The sequence below is a fragment of the Sporosarcina sp. ZBG7A genome, from assembly GCF_000813425.1.
Classification (GTDB): domain Bacteria; phylum Bacillota; class Bacilli; order Bacillales_A; family Planococcaceae; genus Sporosarcina.
Window position 1 is genome coordinate 22188 of the sequence record NZ_JWIB01000003.1, and the last position, 26957, is coordinate 49144.

The following is a 26957-nucleotide window of genomic DNA, read 5'->3' on the forward strand; positions in this document are numbered from 1 at the left end:
CCATAGCTATTCTAGGGGGTTGGATTTACTTATAATTGATGATATTCACGACATCTTCGCGGATAAAACCATGATCTACGCCAGCTTTATCACTAAACACTTCGTACCACGTCTTGCCGTCGTCACCTTTAACGGATCCGATGACAGTCAACGGGTAACCAAGACCAATGCCTGAGCTCGAATCTTGGTAAATTCCGTTGTAATGCGGCTTATATGTGAAAAGAATTGGCGCTGATGTGCTTGGTGCTTTGCGGACATTCGTCGCAATCTCAAGGCTTGTGAGTGCGAACTGTTTGTATGCAAATAAGTCTTTTCCGCCTGCTTTTTTATCCAACTCATACATGTGCGCGCCTGCTTTTGCGCCCCATGTTGGATCAGATGCATAGTTGACATTGAAGCCAGTTGTTTTGTTACCGAATGCAGCACCCAATGCACGGTTCAACGTGCTGTCGGGATTAATGTAATTCGGATTCAAGAAGGTGTCAACAAGTGCAACTGCACTGTCGCTTGGTACTTTAAATGTCCCTTTGTCAGGACATAACTTTGTCAGTGAATCGTATTTGTACAACCCGAACAAGTTGTTGCATGTTTGTGCTGTTTCGCTCATTCCGTAGTCGCTCTCGTGTACTGCGAGCGAGAGAATCATAAGTGCGTTCATGTGACGTTCTTTTTCAAGAGTTTTGAAGAACGATCCAAGTCCTATGAGCTTCGACTTCTTCGTTGCGTCTTTGTACTTGCTTGAGTTAAGGGCTTCTCGCTCAACTAAGACTTTTTTAATTAGCGAATCTAGTTCTGCTCCTGTATAGCTAGTCGCCGACCGTGCCGATAGGAATTGGAAGTACGGGAAGAACGTACCCACACCTTTACCTGTGGAGTCCATATAATGAACGCCGTCAGGACTATAATAGGTAGTGCCCTGCTTCAAGAAATCGGGTGCTGGCATGATTGGATACGACGCACCTTTTTTACTCATATAATTATAAGTGTAGTGAATTAGCGTCCCCCACTCACTGACTGTGTAGCGATCACGATCTGTTACAAGTTGGATTGGAATAAGATCCACTTCTGAATGCTTCGCATAACCGACTGTTGCGCCGACTTGCACTTTGACGTAATCATCGTTCGAGCCTAGATACTTCAGCTCTCTCCCCTGTTGAACATATGTTGCTTGTTTCTTGAAAGCCGAGTCAAAGTAAATGATCGTATTTGCTTCTTTGCCTGCTGAAGTTTTATTATCTCCAAACGCCATACCGCTTTTCACTCGAATCAGTTCGTTTCCGCGGTACATAGCTGCATAGTTATTGGAGTCATTAAATAGATTTGCAGCAGCTAAGTAGGTACTGTGCCCTTTTAACTGTTTAACCAACTTGCCGTTTGTTAGCGTTGCAAGATAGAAGTCATTGCCCTGAGTTGGCGGCTCAGGTTTTTCTGGTTTTTCTGGAATTCCTGGCAGCTCGTTTCCTTCAGCTGCTTTCAAATAACGAGAAATGAATGCTGCTGCTTGTTCGCGTGTTGTATTGGATTTCGGCTCAAATCGCATAGAGCCGTCTTTGTTCGGGATACCGCTAATAATGCCATATGTGATGTTGTAGTAGACTGAGCGCACGCTACCGGATGATTGGAATTTGTCCAGATCCGTGAAGTCGATACGTGATTCTTTTAAGTCCATTTGGCTGTAGTTCAAGACGTTCGTCATGGTAAGGGATACTTGCTCGCGGGTGATTGGTGCCTCGGGTTTGAACATCCCCCCGCTGTATCCATTCATCAGCCCTGCTTTTTGTACTCTGTAAATGTCTTTCGCGAGTTTACTAGTTTTAGGGACGTCTTTAAAGTTACCGTCTGCTTCTGGGAGTTTCAACGCTCGCGCAATGAATGCGGCAAATTGTTCGCGGGAGACGTTTTCTGTCGGACGGTATGTTCCGTCGGTGTGGCCTGAAAGAATGCCTTTATCAATCATTTCACGGAGTTCTTTTTCTAGTGTACGACCTGTCAGTTCATCTGCGTGGGCCGGTGATGCCGGGATTACCAAGGTGATGAGTAAGAGAAATGCGGAAAGAATAGCCACCAATTTTGTCATGGAACGAAGTGATTTCATATGTGTAGTTCCCCCTTCTAGTTGAGTTGTTTTTTTGGTTGGAACAAGAAATGCCGCCCTTCACGAGAGCTTGAGGGCGGCATTTTGTTTTGTTAACGTAGTTCAGCAACGCTGTAAAGAGCGGCTGAGAATTGTGCACGTGTTGCGTTTGCAGCAATTGAGAAATTCGGTGTTTGGAAGACTGTTGTCTTGTCCATTTTCTTTAAAGCACCGATTGCTTCAGCTGCACGGTACGTGACAGGTACGTCAATGTACGGTGGTTTCGTTAGGACTGAAGCGGTTGTCGTCATGCTGAATGCACGATCCAAGATGATGGCAAGTTGCGCTTTCGTTAACGGATCATACATGCCGAATGAGCCGTCTTCATAGCCACTCAGGATTCCTGCGTCACTCATTGCAGAGATGTCTTTCGCAAAAGCATGTGTTGCTGGGACGTCGCTATAGCTGAGTGGGAATCGTGGGCGTAATTTCAATACGCGGTTGATCATCGTTGCGGCTTGTCCACGTGTGACCTGCATTTCAGGTTGGAATGAGCCATCCGGGAATCCGCTGATGATTTTTTGCGTGCTGAGTGTTTCGATTGCTTCGTATGCTGGGTGCTTCGCCGCTACGTCATTAAAAGATGTAGGCGGAGTAGGTGTTGGCTTTGATGGAGCTGGTGGTGTCGGTGTTGGAGCAACGGGCTTTGTAGGCGGTGTCGTCGTGATCCCCGAGACGCGTTTAGCTCCTGCGTATTTCGGTCCCCAGTATGGGTTAGTGTCTAGATTCGAAATTTTAACGCCGCTAGATTCTGCTGATATGAAGTTTCCGTTTCCGATGTAAATACCTGTATGGGAAATACCAGGCTTGTATGTATTTTCAAAGAAGACGAGATCTCCAGCTTGCAAGTTGTCACGGGCCACTGATGTCCCGACATTGAATTGTGTTTCTGATGTACGTGGCAACGAGATGCCGAAAAACTTGAAAACGTAGAGGATATAGCCCGAGCAATCAAATGCAGTTGGTGTGGAGCCACCAAATAAATATGGAGTTCCTTCGAATTTTTTGGCGTAGGCAACGATGCTGTCCCCTGAAGCGGCTTGGCTTTTTTGAGGGGCTACTGTGAACATGCTTGTAAAAACTAAAATAAAGGCCAAAAAGACTACTAGTTGCTTTCTCATGTCCCACCTCGATTTAGGATGATTGACTGCTTCCAACGTCTATTTACCTAGAATTCTCTCTATGACTATATCGTATCAGAAAAGACTGACAGGGAATATTACATTTGTGTTACAATATTAGTAGATTGGTTTATTTTAATAGAGTTGTGGATATAATGAATAGTTTTGAGTGGTACGTGTTGATGGGGAAATGAGCGGTTTTTTGCGTGAAGCAGGGTCAGGCACAGTGTCGGAGATTGTTGTAAACTCTTGTGTCCCCCACTCTCCCTCACTAAATGCGTAGCGGAGCGAAGCACACCAATTAGTCTTGGTTTTGGAATGGGGAAAGATGGATTGGTCGCGAGTTTGATATTGGTGTGACGAGGATGATTTTCCGCGGGAATGAGCGGGTCGGCGTGTGGAACGGGCGGGTTCCCTCGGAGAATGATCGGGTTGTCGTGCGGAACGGGCGGGTTGCCTCAGAGATCGATCGGGTTGTCGCGCGGAACGGGCGGGTTCCCTCGGAGAACGATCGGGTTTCCTTGGAGAACGAACGGGTTACCGGATGTGGGCATGAAAAAACCGCGCGGCCTGGTGGGCTGTGCGCGGTTTTGGTATTTATTTGAACAAACTTGGGTTTTCTGCACCAGCTAGGAAGACGCTGTAGGTGGCACGGCTCATTGTTTCTTGTGGCTTGAATGTGCCGTCTGGGTATCCTTTTGTGACGCCTGATTGTGTTAGCGCGAGTGCTGCTTGGTAGCTTGATACGTTAGGTGTCATGTCTTTAAATGGTGATTTTTGTTTTGCATCATATTGAATGTTGAATGCTTTTTGAAGAAGTAATGCCATTTCTCCACGTGTTACGGGTTGGTTCGGACGGAATGTTCCGTCTGGGAATCCTCCAAGCAGCCCTTTTTCACGTGCTGATTGGATGTAGCCAGATGCAAAGCTGTTCGAATTGACATCTTTGAATTGAGTTTTCCGCTTTTCTCCGTTCAATCCTGAGGCACGCCCCATGATTGCCACTGCTTCTGCCCTTGTGATTTTCCGATCGGGTTTGAATACGTTTCCTTCGAATCCGTAGATCAGTTTTTTATCCATCAAGTAGGCGATTTGTGGCGAATACCATTTCGATCCTGAGACATCTTTATAACTCGTACCTTCAATCTTCACAATGAGGTCTTCTTGAATTTGTTTGCCTGTGTTTGTCATGATGGCATACTTTCCTTTATACGTTCCAGGCAGTAAGTATGTCTCCCATTTCCCTGGAGATTGCTCGGTAATTGTACGATCTTCGATTTTCAATTGGCGGGTTCTCGTTTTGTCAGCGTTCGACAATTCAAACACGACTCGCCCATTTTGCGTATATTGCATCATCATTGGAATCTCTTCGACCTTTGATGGATATCGGACGAGTCCATAGCCGAACTGTCGGTCGCGTCCTTTTGCACCTAGGTCTTCAGCGGCATTTGCCAGAATCGAGCGCAATCGCACGTTAGTCAGTTCAGGGAAGCGCTCTTTTAGGAGTGCTGCGATTCCTGAAACGTGTGGAGATGCCATGGATGTCCCTGATAACTCATAGTAGCCATCTTTTTTCCCATCGTCGTCAAGTGCACGTGGAAACGTGCTTAAAATGTCGACGCCTGGTGCTGCCAGTTCTACTTCAGGTCCAATCGAAGCTTCTAAAAAGCGTTCTTTGTTGTAGTTAATGGCTGTTGTTGCGATAACAGTAGGATACTTTGCTGGGTATTGAACAGAGTCTTTCAAATCGCCCATTTCTTCGTTCCCCGATGACGCAACGATAATCATGCCTGTAGCATAAGCTTTTTCAAGCATCAGTTTGAGTGCTGGATCATCGCGGTTTGTGGTGATACTCATATTCAAAATATCGATTTTATGGTTTATTGCCCACTCGACACCGTTAATAATGTCGATGGTTCGACCTGAGTCCTCGGAATTGATAGCTTTGATGGCATATAAGTCAACACCTGGTGCGACACCCATCGTGCCGTTACTTGCTTTAGCTGCAGATAAAATTCCTGCCACGTGCGTTCCATGACCGAGATCGTCATTATAGGGCACATTTCCTTCAGCGCATTGATCTTTCGGCAAGGCGCAAAAGCCGTCTTTGACGTTAAGCTTGCTATGCGTGACATCGATTCCGCTATCAAGAATCGCGACCCGGACGCCTTTGCCTGTATAAGGAGTAATTACTTCAGGCGTGGTGTTAATAAGGTTAAATCGTTTTGGGTACGTAATTTGGGAAGGCGGTGCTGGTGTAACAGGGGTTGCTGCGATTCCGTATTCCCGGTTTGGATAAATGTTGACGTTCGGATAATGAGTGCGAATTTCTTCAACTTCTTGTTTTGTAAGCTGGACTTCTCCGAGTGGTGCATGTTTAAATTCCTTCGCGACGGAACTCACTTTTTGACTAATTGCCTGTAAGTCGGCGTCCGATCCATGGAGCAACCAGTCTGTACGCTCTTCGGCGTGCGCTTGCATGGGAATTAGCAAACCTAAGGCCAAGACGACTGCAAAACCTAACTTTTTCACATGATCACTCCTTTATGTACGATATGATTCCTATACCCTGTATCAGTCCTTTTTGAGCACGTATCCAGAAAAAATTCCACTCGATCTTATGAACGAGTGGAATGGGTGTGTTTAGTGAAGTTTGCCACTCGGCGTAGCATTTACTGTGCTATACAAAGGCAAAACATCTTTTCTATTTTCATAATAATAGTAATAGTCGAGTGTGGCAAGGAATAATCCTTTTGCCATCTTTTCACGACCAGCTTCTGTACCCATGACGGCCATGTCTTTTTTACTTGAGATGAACCCAAGTTCAGCGAGTACGGCTGGTACAGTGTTTTGTCGAAGTACAGCCCAGTTACCTACTTTGATACCACGGTCTGTTAGTCCCCATGCTTCAAGCTGACGGTTTTGGACGTATGTTGCAAGTGCTTTTGATTGTGATACGTTTGGATTAACTGCTGCTGAACGACTATAATAGAAAGTTTCTGTTCCATTTCCTGAACCATTATGTGAGTTGGTGTGGATGGAAACGAAAATGTCACCTTTCACTTTCGAAGCATAAGCACCACGTGCGTCTAATGAAACATACGTATCTGATGTGCGAGTCATTTTAGCTTTCATAGGTACTTTTGCATAATACTTTTCCATCTTTTTCGCCACGTTCAATGTAATGTTCTTTTCTATATATCCATTGCCTGAGCTACCTGGATCCGATCCACCGTGACCTGCGTCAATGACTACAGTGATATCACTCAATGGGTTTTTTCCTGGTGGTGTTGGATCCGGTTTCACTGGTGGAGGTGTTACTTCCGGTTTGTCAGAAGGCTTGTCCCCCTGTAAGTAAGCCGTGTGCACAAAACCTTTTACATTGTCAGATGTGATGTACGCCCAATCTCCGACAAAGTATGCATACGAGACAATTTTACCTGTCGGGATAGAAGCGATTGACGGATAAGATGTATTCGGACCAGTACGGAGGTTCAACTTCGATCCGTCTTTAGTGTCTACATAAAGATTCCGGTCAAATTTCTCGTTATCCGCTGTACGGAAGTCCGCGTTGATGCTACGAGATAGGAATACTGCAAAGTCTCCGCGTTTGATTGTTTGAGTTTCGCCAAATGATCCGTCTGCAACGCCAGAAGCGATTCCTTTTTTCATTAGAGAACTAGCTGCTACACTTACAGAACTTGCATTATAATCGAAAGTTCGTCCAATAAGAACAGCCATTTCTCCACGACTCAGTGTCTTGTCTGGTTTGAAGCTACCATCTGGATATCCGGAAATGATTTTTTTGTCGACTAGCTGCTTTATGTAGCCGGAAGCGAAATTGTTTTTCCCAACGTCCTTAAAGTTTGTCGGACGCTGTTCTCCGTTCAAGTTCAGTGTACGACCGAGCATGGCTGCTGCTTGTCCACGCGTTACTTGTTGCTCCGGGACGAAACGAGTTTCAGAGACTCCGCTTGTGATACCGCCTTCGACAAGATAATAGATTTCAGCCTGTGCACGGTGAGTCGTTCCGACATCCGTGAAGTTGGCTGCGGCCTTGGAATCTTGTCCGAATGGGACAAGCGCTGCGAGAGATAATGTAAGACATACTGCGAGTTTCTTCAAAATTACAATCCTCCAAATATTTGTCGTTACCGTAAAGGATACAACAATTCTTTGTATTTCTCTATGTTTCTATCGACCTAAATTGGGGTATGTTAATAGGTTAATGTTTTTTCAGACTAGCTATTCAGTCCTTATTTTGTTTGCTAGCTTGCTGCAAAGCCTTGCAGGACGCATTTTGTAGAAAACGCCGGATCATCTTACAAGTGATGATCCGGCGTTATTTTTTATCTTTTTATTTAGTTTTTTGCACCTTCAACTGGAACTTTATATCCATTTTGTTGCGTTTCAAGAGAAGTGTCGATGATGCGACCTTCGACTTGTGGGTTGATTTTGTCGCCTAGTGACTGAAGGTATTCGATTAGGTTTTGAGTGTCTGAGAAGCCAGGGTCTGATACTCTGCCTTCATCAGATGCTTTTTTGAATACATCATAGTCATCGCCGCCTCTTGCTGTGAAGCTATTTGTTGCAATATATACCTTTTTGTCCTCAGTAAGTGGAACGTATTCCTCTCCGTCAAGCACCCAGACTTTATCCACTCGCTCGCCCGATTTTTTCGCACTGTCGAATGTGAATTTAAGTCCGCCAACGTGCAGGAATCCACCGTTCTCTTTCAATCCTTTGCCACCCTCAATAGTATCAGCGCGGACACTATGTTCTAATGCTTCTTTCACTTCTTTACCATTTGATTCCACAATTGCCAAAGGGTTTCCAAAAGGTAGAACCTGCACAATACTTCCCACCGAAATCTGTCCACCTTCGATGCTCGTACGAACACCGCCACCGTTTTGCAAGGATACAACGATTTCATCTTTAAGATTAGGCATGGACTTTGCTTTCCAGAGCATAGCATCTGCAATTACGTTACCTAAGTTTGTTTCGTTATGACGAATACTGGATTTACCTTCATTGCTTGAATCACGTGTTGCATCCAACATTACTTCTGTTTCAACACCAATTGGTTCTTTCTTGAGCTCTTCTTTACCTTGTTGGAAAGGCTTAAGAACTGCTGCAGCCTTTGGATCAGCCTTCATCGTTTTCGTATCGATCTTGATAAGTTGTCCACTATTCGAATATGCTTCACCTTTAAGATTGAACTTTACGTCTAGTGTACCAAGGTTATTTCCATGCTCTCCGGCTTGGACAATGAATGTTTTACTACCTGTTGCATGGGTAATCGCAATCGGCTCTTTCAATTCAGTGTGGCTATGTCCGCCAACAATGATGTCAATTCCAGGAACTGCTTTTGCTAGTGCTTGGTCATTTCCATAAATAGGAGACTCATGAACGCCAAGGTGTGTCATTGCAATAATCTTATTGACACCTTGTGCTTCAAAGGCAGCCACTGTTTCTTTAGCACGCTCGATGTGATTTTCGAGTTTTAGTTTATTTGGAGAGGCAATATTCGCAGTTTCTTCAGTAGTTAATCCGAAAATACCAACCTTTTCACCATTTATTGTTTGAATGGAACCGTCATAAATACCACCAGCGGCAGCATTGTCATATACGCCACGTTTTTGAAGGCCTTCAAAAGCAGGTTCGGCAGATGTATCAATGTTTGCAGTGAGTACAGGGAATTGTGCACCCTTTATATAATTTCTCATAGCTTCATGAGAGCCACCTTCGTCAAATTCGTGGTTACCGAAAGTGACGGCATCAAAGCCAAGGTAGTTCATCATCACAACGTCTGCTTGTCCTTTATATTTGTTCCAGTAAAGGTCGCCTGAGAAGACGTCTCCACCGTGGAGTAATAGGTTATTTTCATTATTTGCACGCAGTTCGTTCACAACTGTCGAAATGTACGGGAAGTTGTCGAGATATGCGTGGTGGTCATTCATGTGCATCACCATGAGATCGAAGTAGCCGAATTTCGCGTTGCCTCGGTTGAGAAATAGGGCAAGTTCGCCACGTGTGACGGGCATGGATGTGCCGAATGTTTTGCTGTCTTTCCCGCTTGCGATTTTTTCATCGACAAGTGCTTGGACGTATGGTGCGAAGCGTTTGTTGACGTCTGTAAATTGTGTTTTAGTTAGTTTGTTGTCGGCTTCGATTTTTGCTGCTTTGACGATCATTGCTGCTGCTTCACCACGTGTGAGGTGTTCGGAAGCACCGAATTTCGTTGTGCTTTTCCCGTTGACGATTCCGTGTTCCGCAAGTGCATCGACTGCCCACTTTGCTTTTGTCGGTACGTCTGTGAAGCCTGAGTCTTTGTATACGCCACCTGGCTCAAGGCCCATGACTTTTGCGATGAATATCGCTGCGTCTGCGCGCTTTACGTTTGAAGTTGTGTCGAATTTTGTTTCGCTTACGCCTGATGTTACGTTATTTGCCCATAGGAAGTTGACCGCGTCTGCATAACGCTCAGATACGTCGGTGAATTTCGAGGAATCGGCTGATGCGCTTGGTACCGCCAGTGCAGTTGCGACTGCTGCCGCTGTTATGGTCGTTGCCATGAATCTAGTCTTCTTCGTCATTCGAAATTGCCCCCTAGAATAGTAGTTTGGACATGCATGTCTATCATATCAGTTTCAGAGTGTTACGACTAGTTGTATTTGGATTTATTTGAATAAGGGTGATGTAAGGACTGTGTCTTCCTACGCTACAGACGGCGCTTTCCGCGAGCTTGATCTCAGTCGCCGTCTTTCGCTTCGGTCGACGGATATTTTTAGCACAGATATTAACATTGCAGATAGAAAGAATAGAGAAATCCCTCGGGGCTATGATGGCTCCGAGGGATTTATTTAGAAACGGAAGGGTTCGCGTTTTATGGCTAAGCTTCCGAGTAGGTATGCGAGTAGGGATAGGACTACTGGGATGGTGACAGTGTGGACGCCGAGTAGGTTGCCGTATTCCTGGTTGTAAAAATGGATGGCGATGTAGCTGCCGATTCCGGTGAGCATGGATAGAAACGCGCCGTATTTGTTGCCGTGTTTCCAGTAGAGTCCTAGGACGATTGGCCAGATGAAGGCGGCTTCTAGTCCTCCGAATGCGAATAGGTTTAGGAAGATCAGTAGGTCCGGCGGTTGTAGGGCTAGTAGGAATACGACGATTCCGAGTACGCCTGTGATGCCGAAGCTGAGTATTTTGATCTTTTTTTCGGGTGCGTCTGGTTTGATGAAGTTCAGGTATACGTCCTTGACAATCGCTGAGCTGACGAGCAGCAAGAGCGAGTCGACGGTGGACATGATTGCGGCCATCGGCGCAGCGAGAACGATGCCGGCTAACCATGGCGGCAAGACTTCGAGCGCGATGAGAGGGATGACTTTATCCCCCACTTCGATTCCTGGTAGGACGGGACGCGCAAATATGCCGATCAAGTGCATGTTGAGCATGATGAAACCGGTGACGATTGTGCCGATTGCGAGTGCGCGGTGCATGGCACGGGAGCTTTTGTAGCTCATTGTCCGGATGACCATTTGCGGAAGTCCGACGACACCAACACCGACGAGTATCCAGAAACTTGAGACGTAGGCTGCGGTTAGGCTGCCGTCTGCTCCAAAGGGCGTGACGAGGCGCGGGTTTTCATTTAACAAATCTTGCATGATGGCTGGGATTCCGCCACCCGCGATGATAACACCGATGAGTAGAATGAGAGTTCCCACGACCATGATAGCGCCTTGGACGGCGTCTGTGAGTGCGACGGCACGGAATCCACCGATCGTGACGTAAACAAGGACGCTGACCGCGAAGATGAAGAGCGCCGACGTGTAACTGAGGCCGGTGAGTGATTCGATGAGCCGTCCGCCGCCTACCCATTGCGCTGTCATCGCGGAAAATAGGAAGACGATGATGGCGATGGCTGAGAGTATTGCGACCGCTGGGCTGTTGTAACGCGCTTTCAGGAAGTCTATCATCGTGACAGCGTCGTAGCGACGGCTCAGGATGGCGAACTTTTTACCGAGTACGAGCAGGACGAAGTAGCCAGTTACGACTTGGGTCATCGCGAGAAGCGCCCAGCCGAAACCGACGGTGTATGCGGTTCCGGGACCGCCAAGGAAGCTGGATGCGCTTCCGTAAGTTGCAACCATGGTCATCGCGAGGACGAAGCCGCCGAGTTCACGGCCGCCCAGGAAGTAGTCTTGCAGGAAACTGCCGCCACTGCCCATTTGCTTGGAGGCAATGAACCCGATGGCGAATATTGCGATCAGGAATATGATAAGCGGGATGAGTACGCCGATGTTCATGATTTCGGTCCTTTCTGTGCGGGTTTATCCGAAAAATTAGGTGGATTTGGATGGTACGTCGGGTCGTCGTCAAGCGGCATGTCGGTGAGGACGAATTTCGCGAGGACGACGGTGATGATACTCATGAGTATGAAGCCAACGACGCAGCTCCAGAAGAACCAGTCGGGCAGGCCGAGTATATATGTATATTCTTCGACGGGGCGACCGCCAAGTCCATAGGCAAAGCCGAACCACCAGATGAAGTTGAAGATGGCGAGTGCAACGCCGATCCATGCTTCTTTATGCGCGGTTTTGAAGCGCGGGTCTTGTTTGGGTTGATCAGATTGTGGTGAGTTGGGTGTGTCCGGTCGCATGGCGGTGCCTCCTTTTAGTGAGTGTTGGGTTTTTGTTGAGTATATCCTATTTTGTGGATGGGGGGTAGGGGGAATTTGTTGTGTTTGAGGGGATTAGTGTGGGGCTTGATCACATTTTGAGTTGCTTGAGCGGATTCTTGGGGTGCTTGATCACTTTTGAGGCTTGCTTGAGCGGAGTGCCACGGAGCTTGATCACTTTTAGACTTGCTTGAGCGGATTGGGCGCATGCTTGAGCACCTTTTGGATTTCCGCTCGAAATTGCGACGCGGAGCGGCGCACACAAATCAATCTTGGTTTTCGTTTTCAGGAATGGGAGAGATTAATTGGTCGCGAGTTTTGGAGGTCGGGGACTTGGTAGTTGTGCCGCGGACATGTTGTTGTGATGTACTTGAGCGGATTCATCTCGTGCTTGATCACATTTTGGCTTGCTTGAGCGGAATACCATGAGGCTTGATCACTTTCAGGCTTGCTTGAGCTGGTTGAGGGGGTGCTTGATCACTTTTGATGACTACTTGAGCGGGTTCACCGTATGCTTGAGCAGTTTACTAAATCTCATGTGGAAAACCTAGTAAGTCACGCTTCGCCTAAGCGAAGCGTGACTGTTCATTTATTTATTCGCAGGGACGTATACACTCCCCGCCCGTTTCCCTCTTCTATGCAACCGACTTCGGGCTAGTAGCCTTTTAGCGGTATGTCGATCGGGTACACCCGTGAATTCGCAAAATGCACGATTTGTGATATTTCCTGAGACGATCAGGAACCACTCCCCTAATGTCTTTTCGTGTTCAGTTGCACTGACATTCCCGCACCTCGGACAATTCCAGCGAAGTTTCTCCCATTGCATTACTTCAGTTCCAGTACATCCAGGACAAAACACTCCCGGAATCATATCTTGTTTGGAGATTCTGTAGCGCGTGCTTAATAGTGGAGGATTGTATTGTCTATCGCTTTGCACAAGGGCTGTCGCAATCATTTCTATCCTTTTTTTATCCAACACACGTTCTTGAATCTCTAGGGACCTAAAATAAATAGGTGCCTCGTAGGAAGTAAACACAGGCATTGGAGGTTGTTCTTCAATTAGCAGCTCGTTATTGTGAGCGAACACAATAATACCTCGGACAGGGATGTGAATATTACGCTTAGCGAGCCATCTTTCCAAAAACTGCTGTTTTCGATTTACTTCTACTATTGGACTTCGAAATACAGTAGATTCTCCTTCGGCAGATACTTGCAGAAACTGTGTTGGGTTCGTTTTGATCAGAATTTTTCCCGCTCTGTTTTTGATTTCTGTGATGATGATTGCCTCGGGGGTGATGAATAGGGAGTCGATTTGAAAATAGACGCCTTCTTGTTGCAAGGAAAGATCATGGAGGATGGCATGCGGGTAGTCAGTTCGGACTTCTTTCATATAGCGGTCGTATTCCACCTCTCCCCCATAACCCGCACGTGTTTTGTAGAGTTCTTTTTGAATATAGTCATACTGTGGGTGAGTTGGTGATAATCGTTTCTCCAATGCGAGCAGTCCTTGGAGTAGTTTTGGCATTGTTCGTTGTTTGTATAACAAGGGTTCACCTCCATTTTTCTATAGTCTAGCTTGTCCCTTTCAGAAAAGATATAGAATGTCGCAAAGCCGAATTATTGGGTTTTTGACACAATTCGAGTTTGGGTTGATTGCTTTTAGGGTTACTTGAGTGGATTTGGATTATGCTTGATCACATTTGAGGCTTGCTTGAGCGGATTACCATTGAGCTTGATCACTTTTTGGCTTGATTGAGCGGATTCGGCACTTGCTTGAGCACCTTTTCCAGGTTCCGTGGGATTTCTGCTCGAATTTGCGACGCGGAGCGGCGCACACAAATCAATCTTGGTTTTGGTTTTCAGGAATGGGAGAGATTAATTGGTCGCGAGTTTGAGTTGTGTGTGATTTAGGGGAATTTCCGCGGGCTCGGGCTATACTTGAGCGGATTTAGGTAGGTCTTGATCACATTTGGTGATGACTTGAGCGGCTTCCCCCTTGGCTTGATCACTTTCCATGTTGCTTGAGCAGATTCTCAAGGTACTTGATCACTTTTCGGGTTGCTTGAGCGGATTCTTGGGATGCTTGATCACTTTTAGGCTTGCGTGAGCGGATTGGGCGCATGCTCGAGCTTCTGCACCTGGTTTTCAGAGGATTTGCAGACTCAAAACACACAAAAACCCTGCCGCGGCAGGGTTTTACTTGGTGCAATATTGATAGATTGCGGCGGTTGCTAGGCAGTCGCCGATTGCGTTGTGGGCGTCGTGTTCGAGTTGTAGGTATTGTGTGAGTGTTGTGAGTTTGTGATTGGGTGTGTCTTTGATTTTTTGGCGTGCTATTTTCACCGTGTCGATGACGGTATATTCCGGGATGGAAATGCCATTTACACCTTCGAGCGCATATAGGAAGCCCATGTCGAATGAGGCGTTGTGTGCGATGATCGGCAGTTCCCCGATGAATTCGATCAGCTCACCTAGTTTTTCATCAATCGTTGGCGCTTCCTCTACCATTTCATTGGTGATTCCTGTAAGACGGGTAATTGTTGGTGAAATGTAGCGCTGTGGATTGATGAGGACGTCCATCTGTTCATCTTTCCAGTGGTCGAAATAGCGGATTGCCCCAATTTGAATAATTTGATCGGCTCCTGCTCGTAATCCCGTCGTCTCAAAATCGAGCACAACATAATCGTTCACGGGTTTCGTGCTTTTTTTATATTTTTGTGCAGTTGTTTTGCGTGAACGATTCGGTTGCTCGGCCTTTTCCTGCAACAGCCTAATCGCTTTTTCATGGATATCCATGCGGTTGCTCCCCCTCTACGAACCTATTATGGCTAGTATACCCTGGAACGACCGCACAAAACAGACACCGTGTTTGAATAGCCGAGTATTACAGACGTTTTTTATTAAAATGAAGAATAGTTCCTAATAGAAAAACGAGCAGTGACCCCATTGCGACTAAAAATGGTGTCAGCATTTCTTTCGGCACAACATCTCCTGTTAACATCTGCGGTGGCCCTGTCAGCAGTTGGAGTGGATTCCAAGTTGCAGAGTCCGGGAAAATCGCGATGATAAACAATGTGATCACTGCCACCACTGTCACCAAAAGACCGCCATACGCGGATGCGAAATAGGTGTTACCCCAAAGCGTGATTGTGAACAACAGTAACCCGAATACATAGACGCAGCCCGCGGCGAGGAACACGTGCTGGACGATGGTTTGATCCCAATAAAAGGCGGTGTAGCTATACGTGATGATAAATGTCAGCAGGAATGCGAGCGTCCAATAAGCAAAGCCCATTGCAAATTTCGCAGTGATGACCGTACTCCTGCGCAGCCCTTTTGTGAGCAAGATGACAAGTGTACCTTTTTCGAGCTCTTTCGACATCATCGTGCTGAACAAAAGAATAAAGATGAACAGACCCATTTGCGGGAAGTTTTTGTAGAATTGTAGCCATGAGTCCAGCGCTGTTGGTTCGGGTAGATTCAGGACCGTGCCTTCTGGCATGAAATTCTCCATGAGTGCAGGCGTGATTTTTGCGGTGAACGGATTTAAAATGCCGATTACAGAAAAAATAAGGATAGTAAGCAGCAGCTTGTAGGACTTCACACTCTCCGTCCATTCCTTCTTAAGAAAACCGAACCATGGGCTCATTTCAGCACCTCCAGCACGACTTGTTCGAGCAGTCTTGTGTGAGGATGCATCGATTGGATGACAAGGTTGTGATCCGTAAGTTCGCGCATGAATAGTAGGCGTTCACTCTCGCTTGATAACTGTACGATGAGTGTGTCTTCTTCTATATACATGTGGTGTTCGAGTTCTCTGAGCTGTGATAGCGCCTGTTCCGCCGATATGGTGAACGTAAACACATACTGATGTTCAACTTGTTGCTGAAGTGCCGCGAGTTCATCTTCAAAGATGATGGTTCCCTCGTGCAGCATAGCGACGCGGTCACAAATTTGCTCGGCGTCTGACAGAATGTGTGTTGAGAAGAATACGGTTGTTTCGGATTTTGCTGCTTGTAATATGGATAAAATCTGCGCACGTCCGACTGGATCGAGTGCCGATGTGGGTTCATCGCAAATTAGCAGTTTTGGGCGATTCAGGAGTGCTTGCGCAATGCCGAGTCGTTGTTTCATGCCCCTCGAGTACGTTCGAATTGGGGATTTGGTTTGGCTGAGTCCTACTAGTTCGAGTAATTCTTCGATGCGTTGCTTGAGTTCTGATTTCTGCATATTCGTGATGACTGCGCATAATTCCAGGTATTCTCGTGCAGTGTAATATGGATAAAATTCAGGGACGTCGGGCAAGTAGCCGATGTGTGCGTTCGACTTTGTTTGGCCGAATTTGACCGTTTCACCTGCGATTATGATGGTGCCCGATGTGACCGGGAGTAGCCCTAACATGCATTTCATGAGTGTCGTCTTACCAGCACCGTTTGCGCCAACGAAACCAAAAATGGAGTGCTCTGGTATGGTGAGACTAACGTTTTTGAGGACTTCTTTTCCACCAAATTTCTTTGTGACGTTGTTAATGGACATGACCATCTTCGTCCCCCCTTCCTGCGATAAAGTAAATAAGTGGTCCGATGAATTGAATGAAAAGCACAATGAGTAACCACATTACTTGGTTGCCGAACCGGTAATGCGGGTGGCGGATGATGTGAATAACGGAAAAAATGGCAAGTCCGAATTGGAGCAGGGCGATTGGTATTATAAACGGCAAGTATTCCATGAGTAAATCCAAATCTGTGTTCATTATTTATCCTCCAATCCCCAATGTAATTTCTTCTTTAAATTGCGCATTTCTTTATCCTCTTGATAAGGTTCAAAAAATGGAGCGTCCATGAGCTCGATAATGGATTGTTTAATGAGAGCATCGTTACGAAGTGCGTTTTTCCCGAGATCTAATTGTTCCAACCAGTCTTCTAATAAATTGAAATAGGCATCACCTCGGAGTGCGATCGGCCATAGATCGTGTACGCATACATCTACATACTTGGTGAGATAGTTATAGAGTAACTCACGATTTTGTTCAGTTGCGGCTGCTTGTGCGACGCTTACATAAAATTGTACGCACATATTGGGATGGAGCTTTTTGAGCTCGTAGAGGTCGATCAATCCGTCAATGCGACGAATGGTTTCATTGAACGCATCCCGATTGGACGTTGTGAGTCTCAAATAAATCGGACTGCTGCCAACGATTTGAAGGATGCTTTGGTACATCATCACTTGGATAGCGCGCGTGGCTTCTTCAGTGTTTCCGACTTGTTCATAGGCAGTTGCGAGCACCACTTCGTCCCCGATGCTCGGTTGGATGACGCCATCTAGGAGCTCGAGAGTTTTTTGCGGATTCTCTTGCATGAGCGCAACGTTTGCTAGCAAGGAGTTCACTTGTCTCAGCACCCAGACGTCATCGCTAACCTGGCGAATTCGCTCGAGCCACTGTGTGATTTTATCCAAAATAATCGCGCTGTCTTCTGCAAGGTGATAATGATTGAGCATAAGAATACTCATTTGCAGAAGTAGCGATGGATGGTGATAGTGCGTTTTCACTTGGTTTTCGACCTCTTGAAACACGCGTGAAAATGATTCTTTCCCAAATTTTTGCGAGAAGTCATTATACAGCTCTTGGATTGTTTGCTTGGATACCTCTTGTTGGTAGCTGATCAGTTCATCAACCGTGATATCAAAGTAGGCTGCGAGTTTTGGGAGCAATGTGATGTCGGGATAACTTTGCCCGTTCTCCCATTTCGAGACGGATGCTTTTGTGACTTGGCAATGTGTGGCGAGTGTTTCCTGCGTGATGTTCAACCGCTGGCGTTCACGAAGTATAATGGAGCCGATTCGGAGCATGGTGTCTCCCCCTTTTATGTTCTCTCTTTAGTATATGTTAATCGGTGGGAGATTCAATCTACTCTTGGTTGATATACGGAGTGGCGAGTCAACTGTTAGGTTACTTTGTACGATGGGAAGGGGCGGGTTGTTGAGGGAAATGAGCGGGTTGCCGCGGGGAACGATCGGGTTGCTCAGGCATACGAGCGGGTTGCCGTTGGGAACGGTCGGGTTGCCGCGAGGAACGGGCGAGTTGCCTCGGAGAACGAGCGGGTTGCTCGGGGAAACGGGCGGGTATCCTTAGTTAGCGTTCGTTCAAATGGAAAACTTGGACATCCAAATCCTTCATACTCTCATTTTTCATCACTAAATGCGCAGCAAAGCGGAGCACACCAATTTGTCTTGGTTCTAAAATAGGGAGAGCCGGATTGGTCGCGAGTTTGGAAGTGGATTGGACTGGGGATATTTCCGCGGGAATGGAGGGGGTAGGCAGACGATTCTATCGCTAGAACATGCAAAAAGGCTGCCCGAGGGAGGGCAGCCTTTTCATTTATTTCTGTACGATCACGTAGCTTCCTGCAGCCTCAATTTCAAACTGCGCTTCGTTCTTTTTCACTTTTACTTTTGATGATTTGTTTGTGCTCAAGTTGAGGGCTTCTGCTTTCTTCAACTTTTTCGCTGTTGCTTCGTCTAGTTGGATGGCAACTGCGATTTCTTCTTCGAATTTATTGACAGATGATTTTTGAGCAGCTGTCCCTTTAGCGAAGTCGATTGTGTAGACATCTGAAACTGCGTTTTTCACATCTGATGATGACGATGTGCCGACCGTAATCACTGCGTCTCCGCCAGTGCGTTCCATTAACTCTTCCACAGCATCGTCTTCAAATGTGTACACTGCGTTGCCTGCTTTTAGAACAAGGTCTTTTTCGGACTTCTCGATTTGCTTTAACACTGCTTTCGAGAACTCCACGTCCATCGTGCCTTCAGCGGAGGGTACATCAATGATGATTTGCTTCGCTTTTTTGTCCTTGATGAAAGTGTTAATCATATCTTCAGTCACCACGACCGCTTTCGGTGCAGCGGCTTCTACGTGGACTTTGACAGTCGTTGTGAAGTCGCCGAGTGTGACGCTGATTTCTGCGTCTCCTGCTCCGATTGCCGTGATTTTACCTTGGAATACTTTTGCAACGTCCGCATTATTGGACTGATACGTTGCGTCTGTTGTTACGTCTTTAGTTGTCGCCGTTCCATCCGCTTTCGTCGTTGTTTCGACGAGCTGGACAGAATCTGTGTCCCCAGATTTCAAGGAGACACTGTCTTTATCCAACGAATACGTGATGATTGGAGCGGGCTCACCTTTTACCGTCAAGTAGACGAGTAGGCTTTCACCGTTCGGCAAGACGACTTTCACTTGCGTTTTACCTGGTGTGAGCGCGCTGATCAATCCTTTTTTAACCGTTGCAATTTTGTTGTTAACGACGCTGTAGTTGCTTGCGCCAGTTACGTCTTTTTCAGTGATTTTGCCATCTGGAGTCACTGTTTTCTCAGTCACCTTCAATTGCTTTTGCTGATTCACTTGCATCTTCACGTCGGTTTTATCCACTGAATACGTGACGATGTTTTGTTGAGGTGTGACGACTTCCAAATATACGAAGATCGTGTCTTCTCCTGGAATCATGACGCGGACTTGTGTTTTACCTGCTTTGTGAGCAGTTACGAGTCCTTTTGAGACCGTTGCGATCTTGTTGTTCACAACATTGAAGCTTGTCGATGGCGTGAAGTCTTGTTCAACAACTGTTCCATCTGGCTTTACTGTCGTCTTCAAAACAGTAAGTTGTTCTTGTTGACCTACACCTAATTTAAGAGTGTTTTTATCAACCGAATACGTCACAACGTCTTGTGGAAGATCTTTCACTTCTAGATAAACGAAGAGAGTATCTTGTCCAGGGATCATGACGCGGACTTGTGTTTTGCCTGCTTTGTGCGCAGTTACAAGTCCTTTGTGGACTGTAGCGATTGAATTATCGACTACATTGAAGTTTACTGCTGGCGTTACGTCAGTTTTCACGACTGTACCGTCAGCTTTCACTTTAGTTTCAGTGATTGTTAGCTGTTCTTGCTGGCCAACACCAAGTGATAGGTTTTTCTTGTTAACTGCATAGCTGACTTCTTCTTTCACAGGTTCAGCAGTTACTGTGACTGGAACTGTTTGTGTGAAGTCGTTATATGTGACTGTGATGTCTGCTTTACCCGCAGCGACTGCTGTCACTTTTCCGTTTGAAACTGTTGCAACTGCTGCGTTGCTTGAAGCGAATGTTGCTTCTGCAGTTACGTCGCGGTCAGTTGACGTGCCGTCTGGCTTCGTTGTAGTTTCTGTGACGAGTAGTTGAGCTGTGTCGCCCACTTTCAAGTCAAGCGCAGATTGATCGATAGAAACAGAAACTGTGTCCACTGGCTCTTCGACTGCTGTGTAGATGATTTCTTCTGCTTTGTTGCCAGCAGCGTCAGCATATTTCACAGTGACATTGTTTTTGGTTTTATCAAACGTTGGAAGGTTGAATGTGAATGAACCATCCTGTTCGAGTTTAACTGCACCAGAGTCAACAACCGTTTCCCCTGCTGTCACTTCATATGTTGCTGCAAGTTTTGTGTTGATGTCGTAGCCCATTCCGAATTTCACGAGCTCTTTTTGGTAATCGACGTACTTGTCGATGATTTTACCCGTTGCTTTTCCGTCTGCAACTGTTCCTTCGATTGTGCCAGCTGTCGATTTCACAACAACCGGTCCAACATAATCAGAGATCACTGGTGGATTGCCAGACACGGTTTCCGCAGTGAAATCAATTGTATACAAACCGTCCGGAATTTGTGCTTTCCCAGTGCCATCCCACGGTGTGTATTGCCCCGCAATCGGAAGCTGGTAAGAGCCTGAACCAAGTGAAGTGCTTGCATGCAAGTAGCCGATGTAGCCATCCGCGTATGCTCCACCCGTTGGGTCCATAATGTTCCAAAGCTCGATGAAGTTTGTGGCAACGTCACCTGTAATCGTGAAGTACATCATTGCGTCGTCATTCACGCCATCTCCGTTGAACGATAGATCTGTTTTCGTGATTTCCATATCTTGAATTGCGACTGCAGATGCGCCGCCAAAGTCCGCTGCGAATGGTAATGAAAGATCCTGGCCATTTCCTTCGATGTGAATGTACCCGAGGATTTCATCCCCAGCTTTTGTCTCTGCCTTAGAAGCAGTCAGAGTTACGTTCAATAACTGTTCGCCATTTAGTGTGAACTCGGATTTGTCTACTGCGACTTTTGCGTCGCCAAATCCTTTTGTTACGTCAACGGAAACTGTGTAGTCGCCGCCAGCTGATTTCAAATCTTTCACTTTAATTTGCTTAGTGACGTTCAGGTTTTTATCCAACTTTTGAGGACCGAATGTAACGGTTCCTTTTAAGTTTTCAACTTCCGTTCCGTCGTTGTTTGCTTTGTCAATCGCATAAGCAAGTACATCTGCGTGTGCCGCCTTGTAAGCATCAACACGTCCTGCTCCTTGTGCGAAGACGTCATATTTCGTCGTATCGAGCAATGTTGCCGTGTTTGAGAGAGCTACTTTCACGTCAAATGCGTTCCATGTTGGATTCGCTTGCTTCACAAGTGCTGCGATTCCAGCAATGTGTGGAGTTGCCATGGACGTACCTGTTTTACGTGAGTATGCTTCGCTGTAATCTGCGTCCGGGTAATCGTTCCCGTACATTGGGATTGTTGACATGATGTTTGTTCCAGGTGCCGCAACGTCCGGCTTAATGTCAAAGTTCGGTGTGGATGGACCACGTGAACTTGAGTCATTGACTTCATCGCCTGTTGTTTTAACGTTTGAGAATTGATCAAACGAAATTGTACCTGGTGCTGTTGCAAGTGCCGCGCGAAGTGCATCTCCGTCAGTTTGAGACATGTCAAATGTCGGGATGAATTCGAATGCATCGCCTAGGAAAACGTCGGATTTGTTTGGTGCATTTGTACCGCCAGCAAAGTTTTGGACGATAATAGCTGCTGCACCATTTTTCTTAGCCGCTGCGACTTTATCGACAAACGCGATTTCTCCACGAGAAACGAGTGCTACTTTGCCAGTTACGTCAAGATCCGCGTAGTCTTTTTCAGCGCCGACTCCAGGAATTGCAACGAGGTCGTAGTTACCTGTCAATTCGGATTCTACGTTTTTACCGAACGTCGTTGCCATCAGATCATTCACTTTGTTGTATGTGAAGTCACCTGCTTTTACATTTACGTTTGCTTTGTAATGTACTTCCGGATTTGTTGTATTTCCTACCGCAATTCCGAGTCGTGATGTTGCAGGTGTGCCCATTGTGCCTCGGTTAGGACCTGAGTTGCCCGTTGCGATGACAGAAATCGTGCCTGCAAGCATTGCGTTGTTGATGGCGAAGGATGCACCATCTGTTTCAGAGTTTGCGCCACCACCGAGTGATAGGTTGATAACGTCGATTTTCTCGATGACTGCTGTGTCGATCGCTTTGATGATACCTGAAGTTGCACCACTACCGTAAGCGCCAAGGACGCGGTATGAGTAAAGGTCAACTTTCGGAGCGATTCCTTTGATACCGAATTCGTTGTTACCTTGTGCGGCAATTGTGCCGGCCACGTGTGTTCCGTGAGTCGTATAGAATGAGCTACCACGTTCGTTCACTTCCGGTTTGTTAGCCGGACGATCGAGTGGAGATGTTTCAGAACCATCGTCATCTGCGCGTGGACGTGCATAATCGCCACCTACGTGAGGAACGAAGTTTTTACCGCCTTTATAAACGGCTTTCAAATCAGGATGTGAAGCATCAATTCCAGTATCGAGGACTGCGACTTTGACACCTTGTCCCTCAATTCCTTCTTCCCATAGCTTGTTGATGCCTAGGAATGGAATGCTTGTGTCCATCTTAGCATCTACTTTTGGGTCCACTTTTTGTAGACCTTCTTGTGCATAGACTGTCGCATCGGGTTCGACGTATTTCACGCCGCTTACTGTTAGGAGTTTCTTGAGGTCGTTCGCTTGAACTGTTCCGGAGAGACCATTGAGGACTGTATCGTATGAGTAAGCTTGGTCGAATTTGACGTTTTTGACCGTCATTTCTTTACGAGCTGTGTTTTGCTGAGTTTTGATTTTTTCTTTTTTGTTAGCGATTTCAGATTGTGTCATCTTCTTTCCGTTTAGCTTCTTGATCCCTTGTTCAAGACCCACCGCTTTTTCGGATAAATGAATGATGACGGGAACTTTTTGACTACCAGTAAGATCCTGCAGATCCTTATGGAGTCGGGCATCCCCTTCCAGCAAGCTTGTCTGTTGCGCAATCGCAGTTTTTTGCTGGAGCGCACTGGCATCTTGCGGATTCGGCTTGAACGGCTGTTTCAACAGCGCTGCGTTTGCAGTACCGGAGAACGGCAGAACAAGCGAAAGAACCAAGATAATTGTTAAAAATGTACTTAGAAATTTCGTGAATTTCTTATTGGCCAATTCCTCTTCCCCCTTAAAATTTTTGTTGTCAGACTTAACTAAATTAAGTGACAGAATGACAATATCATAGTTTGGAAGATTTTAGAATGGCTTGATGACAAGGTTTTAATGTTTTAACACTATTTTCTGAAAAATCGTTCGATAGGCATCTATTTGGGTCATGTGGAGTAGTCCGTTGGAAGGGTTGAGTACTTCGGATTCCGTGATGAATGGAGTGGGTTCTGGATGTGGGAAGTTTGACGGAGGTTGATTGGTGTTGGATTGAGCGGGTTGGTTGATGAATTGATTGGGTTGCTCGTGGAAACGAGCGGGTTGCCCGTGGTATTGATCGGGTTGTCCGTCGAATTGATCGGGTTGCTCGCGGAATCGATCGGGTTGTCCGTCGAATTGATCGGGTTGCCCGCTGAATCGAGCGGGTTGATCCCCGAAACGATCGGGTTGCCCGCTGAAACGAGCGGGTTGATCCCCGAAACGATCGGGTTGCCCGCTGAATCGAGCGGGTTGCTCGCGGAATTGATCGGGTCGCATGCTGAAACGAGCGAGTTGCTCGCCGAAACGGGCGGGTTGCTCGTCGAATTGATCGGGTCGCATGCTGTGATCGAGCGGGTTGCCCGTCGAATTGATCGGGTTGCTCGCGGAATTGATCGGGTAGCACACCCAATCGAGTGGCTATCCCACCAAACCACCCAGAATCCCTCTCCAAAAAGAATCATCCCCACAAAAAAGACACTTCGCAAAATTACGAAGTGCCATAACTTTTATCCGCCACTCGCTTACTCGCTTACCTCACAGCAATACTCATAAATACTTGCAGTAGCACGACAATCAGTTAAGCAACTCATTGAGTGTTCCTTCGCGCCTAGTAAAAACGCTAATTTTCTCATCTTTTCTACATCATTCAACTGGCTAGCCACTTTTCGTGCTAATTTACTTGTATCCACGACAGTATATTTTGGTAAAACAACTGACGAAAAGTCCTGAAGTGACTCTAAAAAACCCATTTCAAACGAACTGTCATGAATGACAATAGGGAACTCTCCGATATATGAAACAAGGTGCTGAATCACATCTTCCATAAGAGGTGCATTCTGAATTTCATCATTTGATAGCCCTGTTCGTTGTGTCACTTCTATTGGAATATGTCGTTGTGGATTCACTAGCGTTTCAAATCGATCCTGTTCGACATGATTTATATATCGAATCGCAAGCACATTAATTATTTTGTCAGCACCTGCCCGCATACCTGTCGTTTCAAAATCCAATACTATATAATCCTCATGGCAATCTTCGGTGGTAATATAATTACTACTTTTCGATTGCTTTCTTACACGATTGTTTTTTTGCATCGGTTGCTGATTTAACAGTGTCTGAACTATCTTTCTCTGAGATTCCATTAGTTGCACGTCCCTTGTTATAAATAATAAATATCCTATTCCCTAATTTCTAAATAACATGCATGAATTCAAGATATTATCAAAAAACTTATTTTAATTACTCGTTTTGCACAAACTATCTAGCTGTTAGCATCACCAACATCAAATTTTTTAAGCAGAAAAAAACTGTCCGCTCGTCAGTCTTCACTGAAAATCCGGACAGTCTCCCCTTTTATTTCGCTATATCTACTTAAGGTTGTTTTAACAATAATACTTTAAAGTAATTTTTCCAACCGAATGCTCTCCATTCCGCTTTTGTTGGCATGTCCAAAGGCATCGGGAGGAAAACACGCGGTGCACTTTCCTGATCACGGATGGATGTATCGTAAACAACTACATTCCCCGCTGCGAGACCCTCTGTGACAACCGAGCGATTGAGATACTCAAACGGCGTTGTAACATCTGTTGCTGCTGCATAACCATTTTCGTCAAGTCGCCATACGAAAGCTCGATCTTTGCCAGCATCCGTCAGCCACTTCGTGCGGACTGCTGCGGCGTTTTGAGCAACATTTGTTGTAATGACGGTATTCACATGAGTACCAAAAGGAGCTGGAACTTCCTCGTCATTCGCTTTCAAACGAACTTTGTAATATGCTAATGGATTGGTTACTTTCTTATCCGCAAGCACTTTGTAAGCATCTAAGAATTCGTTCGGGGTTGCAGGGACCTGATCAATCGATTCGATCGTACCGTCTAAAGTTCCTTCTGCGCCCTTCGCGTCCAGTACAACTGGATTTCCGTTCGCAAGCTTACTCCACTCTTCGTCTTCTGCATACGTTTCAACCACTTGCTCATTGCTATAAATGACGATTTTCGGCTGATCGCTCTCACTAGTTATACGAGCAACGACGCCATCTGTTGGACTAACTAGTGCAGGACTTGATGAGTTTTGTTCCAACTGGGATTCGACTACTTTCAGACGACGTTCCGTATCTGCTAAATCACGCTCTGCCTCCGCGATTGCTTGTGCATATGAACCGGTCTGATTCACATCGACTTTTACATCTACATTCAGCTCTACTTTCGTATCGTCATCTGTCTTTGTGCGATCAGATTTCGATGAATTGGAGCTATTTGTTTTATCTCCTGTTTCAAGATCGGAAATTGTCGAACGGATTGTGCTTTGCTGAGTCTCCAGTGCTTCTTTTTCAGACTCCCAAACTGCACGTTGACCGTCAGCTTGCTCTGTCTGTAAAGTAGCGAGTTCTTCACCTGCTGTGACCGCATCGCCCTCACGCACGAGCCAACTATCGATTGCATTGCTGTCGTTCGTATAGACAGTAAAGGTTTCTGCTGGAGCAACCAAACCATCTTTAGGCATTACTTCTTTGTATTCTTTGACTGCCAACCGTTCGTAATTGCTCACATATACTGATTTTGGTATAACGCTTTTCTCGGAATACATTAAGTAGAGATTGAGTGAGACAAAGACGCTAACAACAATCGCGATTGCTACATTTGTAGTTTTATTCATTACGAAGCGCCTCCTTGCATGACATAATTGAAGAGGCGTTCAAATGGAATGTACCCGATCGCCGCTGTTAGTAAAGCGAACAAAATTTGCAGGCCAATCAAGACCGCGAGTAAACTTTTCCAATTCATTGTTTTTGTATATGAACGGATGAAACTAAATTGCAAGCTCACGATGAGCGCAGAGATGATTGTTAATTGATTGAGGAACATAACTAAAAACCATGTGTCCGAAAATGTTGCTGATAACGGACCGAATGATAGAAATGAAACGTTTGTCGTTTCTCCTTTTACAACAAATACAAGGAATACTAGAGCTTTTTCAATGAGGAGGATACCAGTTACCAGTAATTGCAAAGGTACAACACGGCGTACAGGGATCGATGTCAAAAGGCCAAGGATATAGGATACAAAAAACAAGTGAAAAGCTATGTAGACAACAGCCCATAATATAGAACCGACCACTGAGACAATCCGTGCAATCGTATAATCGCCATCTGTCGCAACAGTGAGCATTGGACTAAGTGATTCTGTTGTCATTCCCCATATGTCACGTAATGCATAGAGTACGATGCCCGAAAGAAAAAGGAAGACAATTCGTCGGTTAAATCCGCGCATTGCCGAATTTTGGTGATTTATCGCGAGCTGTGATGGATTCGTTACATAGCGCCAGAACGAAAAGTTGAAAAACATGGGATAATTCCTTTCTTGTCAAATATGGCAAACGGATTTCTATAATAACTTCCTATCCTCTACTTTAGCAAAATCTACAAGA

The 26957-nt window shown here is 45.9% G+C and carries 18 protein-coding genes; 1 reads left to right on the plus strand and 17 read right to left on the minus strand.

Annotated elements, in window-relative coordinates; genetic code table 11:
- Positions 1–25 precede the first annotated feature (25 nt).
- The 14 genes from RL70_RS00620 to RL70_RS00690 all read right to left on the minus strand — a co-directional run bounded on the left by RL70_RS00620 (position 26) and on the right by RL70_RS00690 (position 23279).
- Complete coding sequence (locus tag RL70_RS00620; RefSeq protein WP_039041505.1) at positions 26–2095, minus strand: S-layer homology domain-containing protein; 2070 nt, start codon at positions 2093–2095, stop codon at positions 26–28.
- A gap of 92 nt (positions 2096–2187) precedes the next feature.
- Positions 2188–3255, minus strand: a complete 1068-nt coding sequence (locus RL70_RS00625; RefSeq protein WP_039041506.1) for a C40 family peptidase — start codon at positions 3253–3255, stop codon at positions 2188–2190.
- A gap of 597 nt (positions 3256–3852) precedes the next feature.
- Positions 3853–5787 carry a S8 family serine peptidase gene (locus tag RL70_RS00635; RefSeq protein ID WP_052245701.1) on the minus strand — a complete coding sequence of 645 codons (1935 nt, stop codon included), beginning with the start codon at positions 5785–5787 and terminating at the stop codon, positions 3853–3855.
- 111 nt (positions 5788–5898) lie between these two features.
- Positions 5899–7380 (minus strand): N-acetylmuramoyl-L-alanine amidase, encoded by a 1482-nt coding sequence (locus RL70_RS00640; RefSeq protein ID WP_039041508.1) that lies wholly within the window; start codon positions 7378–7380, stop codon positions 5899–5901.
- 236 nt (positions 7381–7616) lie between these two features.
- Positions 7617–9851, minus strand: coding sequence for a 5'-nucleotidase C-terminal domain-containing protein (locus tag RL70_RS00645; protein ID WP_052245702.1), 2235 nt, complete (start codon positions 9849–9851; stop codon positions 7617–7619).
- 267 nt (positions 9852–10118) lie between these two features.
- Positions 10119–11561 carry a sodium/pantothenate symporter gene (gene panF, locus RL70_RS00650; protein WP_039041509.1) on the minus strand — a complete coding sequence of 481 codons (1443 nt, stop codon included), beginning with the start codon at positions 11559–11561 and terminating at the stop codon, positions 10119–10121.
- Entirely contained in the window at positions 11558–11914 is a 357-nt protein-coding gene (locus tag RL70_RS00655; protein WP_082003268.1) for a YhdT family protein, read from the minus strand. Before RL70_RS00655 ends, panF begins: the two co-directional genes overlap by 4 nt.
- Before the next feature lie 607 nt (positions 11915–12521).
- Positions 12522–13478, minus strand: coding sequence for a nuclease-related domain-containing protein (locus tag RL70_RS00660; RefSeq protein ID WP_039041510.1), 957 nt, complete (start codon positions 13476–13478; stop codon positions 12522–12524).
- A 650-nt stretch (positions 13479–14128) separates the two neighbouring features.
- Positions 14129–14728: a PolC-type DNA polymerase III gene (locus tag RL70_RS00665; protein ID WP_039041511.1), complete on the minus strand. Its 600-nt coding sequence runs from the start codon at positions 14726–14728 to the stop codon at positions 14129–14131.
- 88 nt (positions 14729–14816) lie between these two features.
- Complete coding sequence (locus tag RL70_RS00670) at positions 14817–15581, minus strand: ABC transporter permease (protein WP_039041512.1); 765 nt, start codon at positions 15579–15581, stop codon at positions 14817–14819.
- Positions 15578–16474: an ABC transporter ATP-binding protein gene (locus RL70_RS00675; protein ID WP_039041513.1), complete on the minus strand. Its 897-nt coding sequence runs from the start codon at positions 16472–16474 to the stop codon at positions 15578–15580. The genes RL70_RS00670 and RL70_RS00675 overlap by 4 nt, the downstream gene beginning before the upstream one ends.
- Positions 16458–16685 (minus strand): PLDc N-terminal domain-containing protein, encoded by a 228-nt coding sequence (locus RL70_RS00680; protein ID WP_039041514.1) that lies wholly within the window; start codon positions 16683–16685, stop codon positions 16458–16460. Before RL70_RS00680 ends, RL70_RS00675 begins: the two co-directional genes overlap by 17 nt.
- Positions 16685–17782, minus strand: a complete 1098-nt coding sequence (locus tag RL70_RS00685; protein ID WP_039041515.1) for a helix-turn-helix domain-containing protein — start codon at positions 17780–17782, stop codon at positions 16685–16687. Before RL70_RS00685 ends, RL70_RS00680 begins: the two co-directional genes overlap by 1 nt.
- A 529-nt stretch (positions 17783–18311) precedes the next feature.
- A complete protein-coding gene (locus RL70_RS00690; protein ID WP_052245703.1) occupies positions 18312–23279 on the minus strand; it encodes a S8 family serine peptidase in 4968 nt (1655 codons plus the stop codon).
- A gap of 246 nt (positions 23280–23525) precedes the next feature.
- Here RL70_RS00690 and RL70_RS00695 point away from each other — a divergent pair, with 246 nt between their 5' ends.
- Positions 23526–24083, plus strand: coding sequence for a hypothetical protein (locus RL70_RS00695; protein WP_039041516.1), 558 nt, complete (start codon positions 23526–23528; stop codon positions 24081–24083).
- On the opposite strand, the gene RL70_RS00700 is transcribed toward RL70_RS00695, so the two are convergent.
- The 3 genes from RL70_RS00700 to RL70_RS00710 form a co-directional block, all read right to left on the minus strand.
- Positions 24053–24673 carry an exonuclease domain-containing protein gene (locus tag RL70_RS00700; RefSeq protein ID WP_039041517.1) on the minus strand — a complete coding sequence of 207 codons (621 nt, stop codon included), beginning with the start codon at positions 24671–24673 and terminating at the stop codon, positions 24053–24055. The genes RL70_RS00695 and RL70_RS00700 overlap by 31 nt on opposite strands.
- Before the next feature lie 229 nt (positions 24674–24902).
- Positions 24903–26186 carry an efflux RND transporter periplasmic adaptor subunit gene (locus RL70_RS00705; RefSeq protein ID WP_039041518.1) on the minus strand — a complete coding sequence of 428 codons (1284 nt, stop codon included), beginning with the start codon at positions 26184–26186 and terminating at the stop codon, positions 24903–24905.
- Positions 26186–26875, minus strand: coding sequence for a hypothetical protein (locus RL70_RS00710; RefSeq protein ID WP_039041519.1), 690 nt, complete (start codon positions 26873–26875; stop codon positions 26186–26188). Before RL70_RS00710 ends, RL70_RS00705 begins: the two co-directional genes overlap by 1 nt.
- Positions 26876–26957 lie beyond the last annotated feature (82 nt).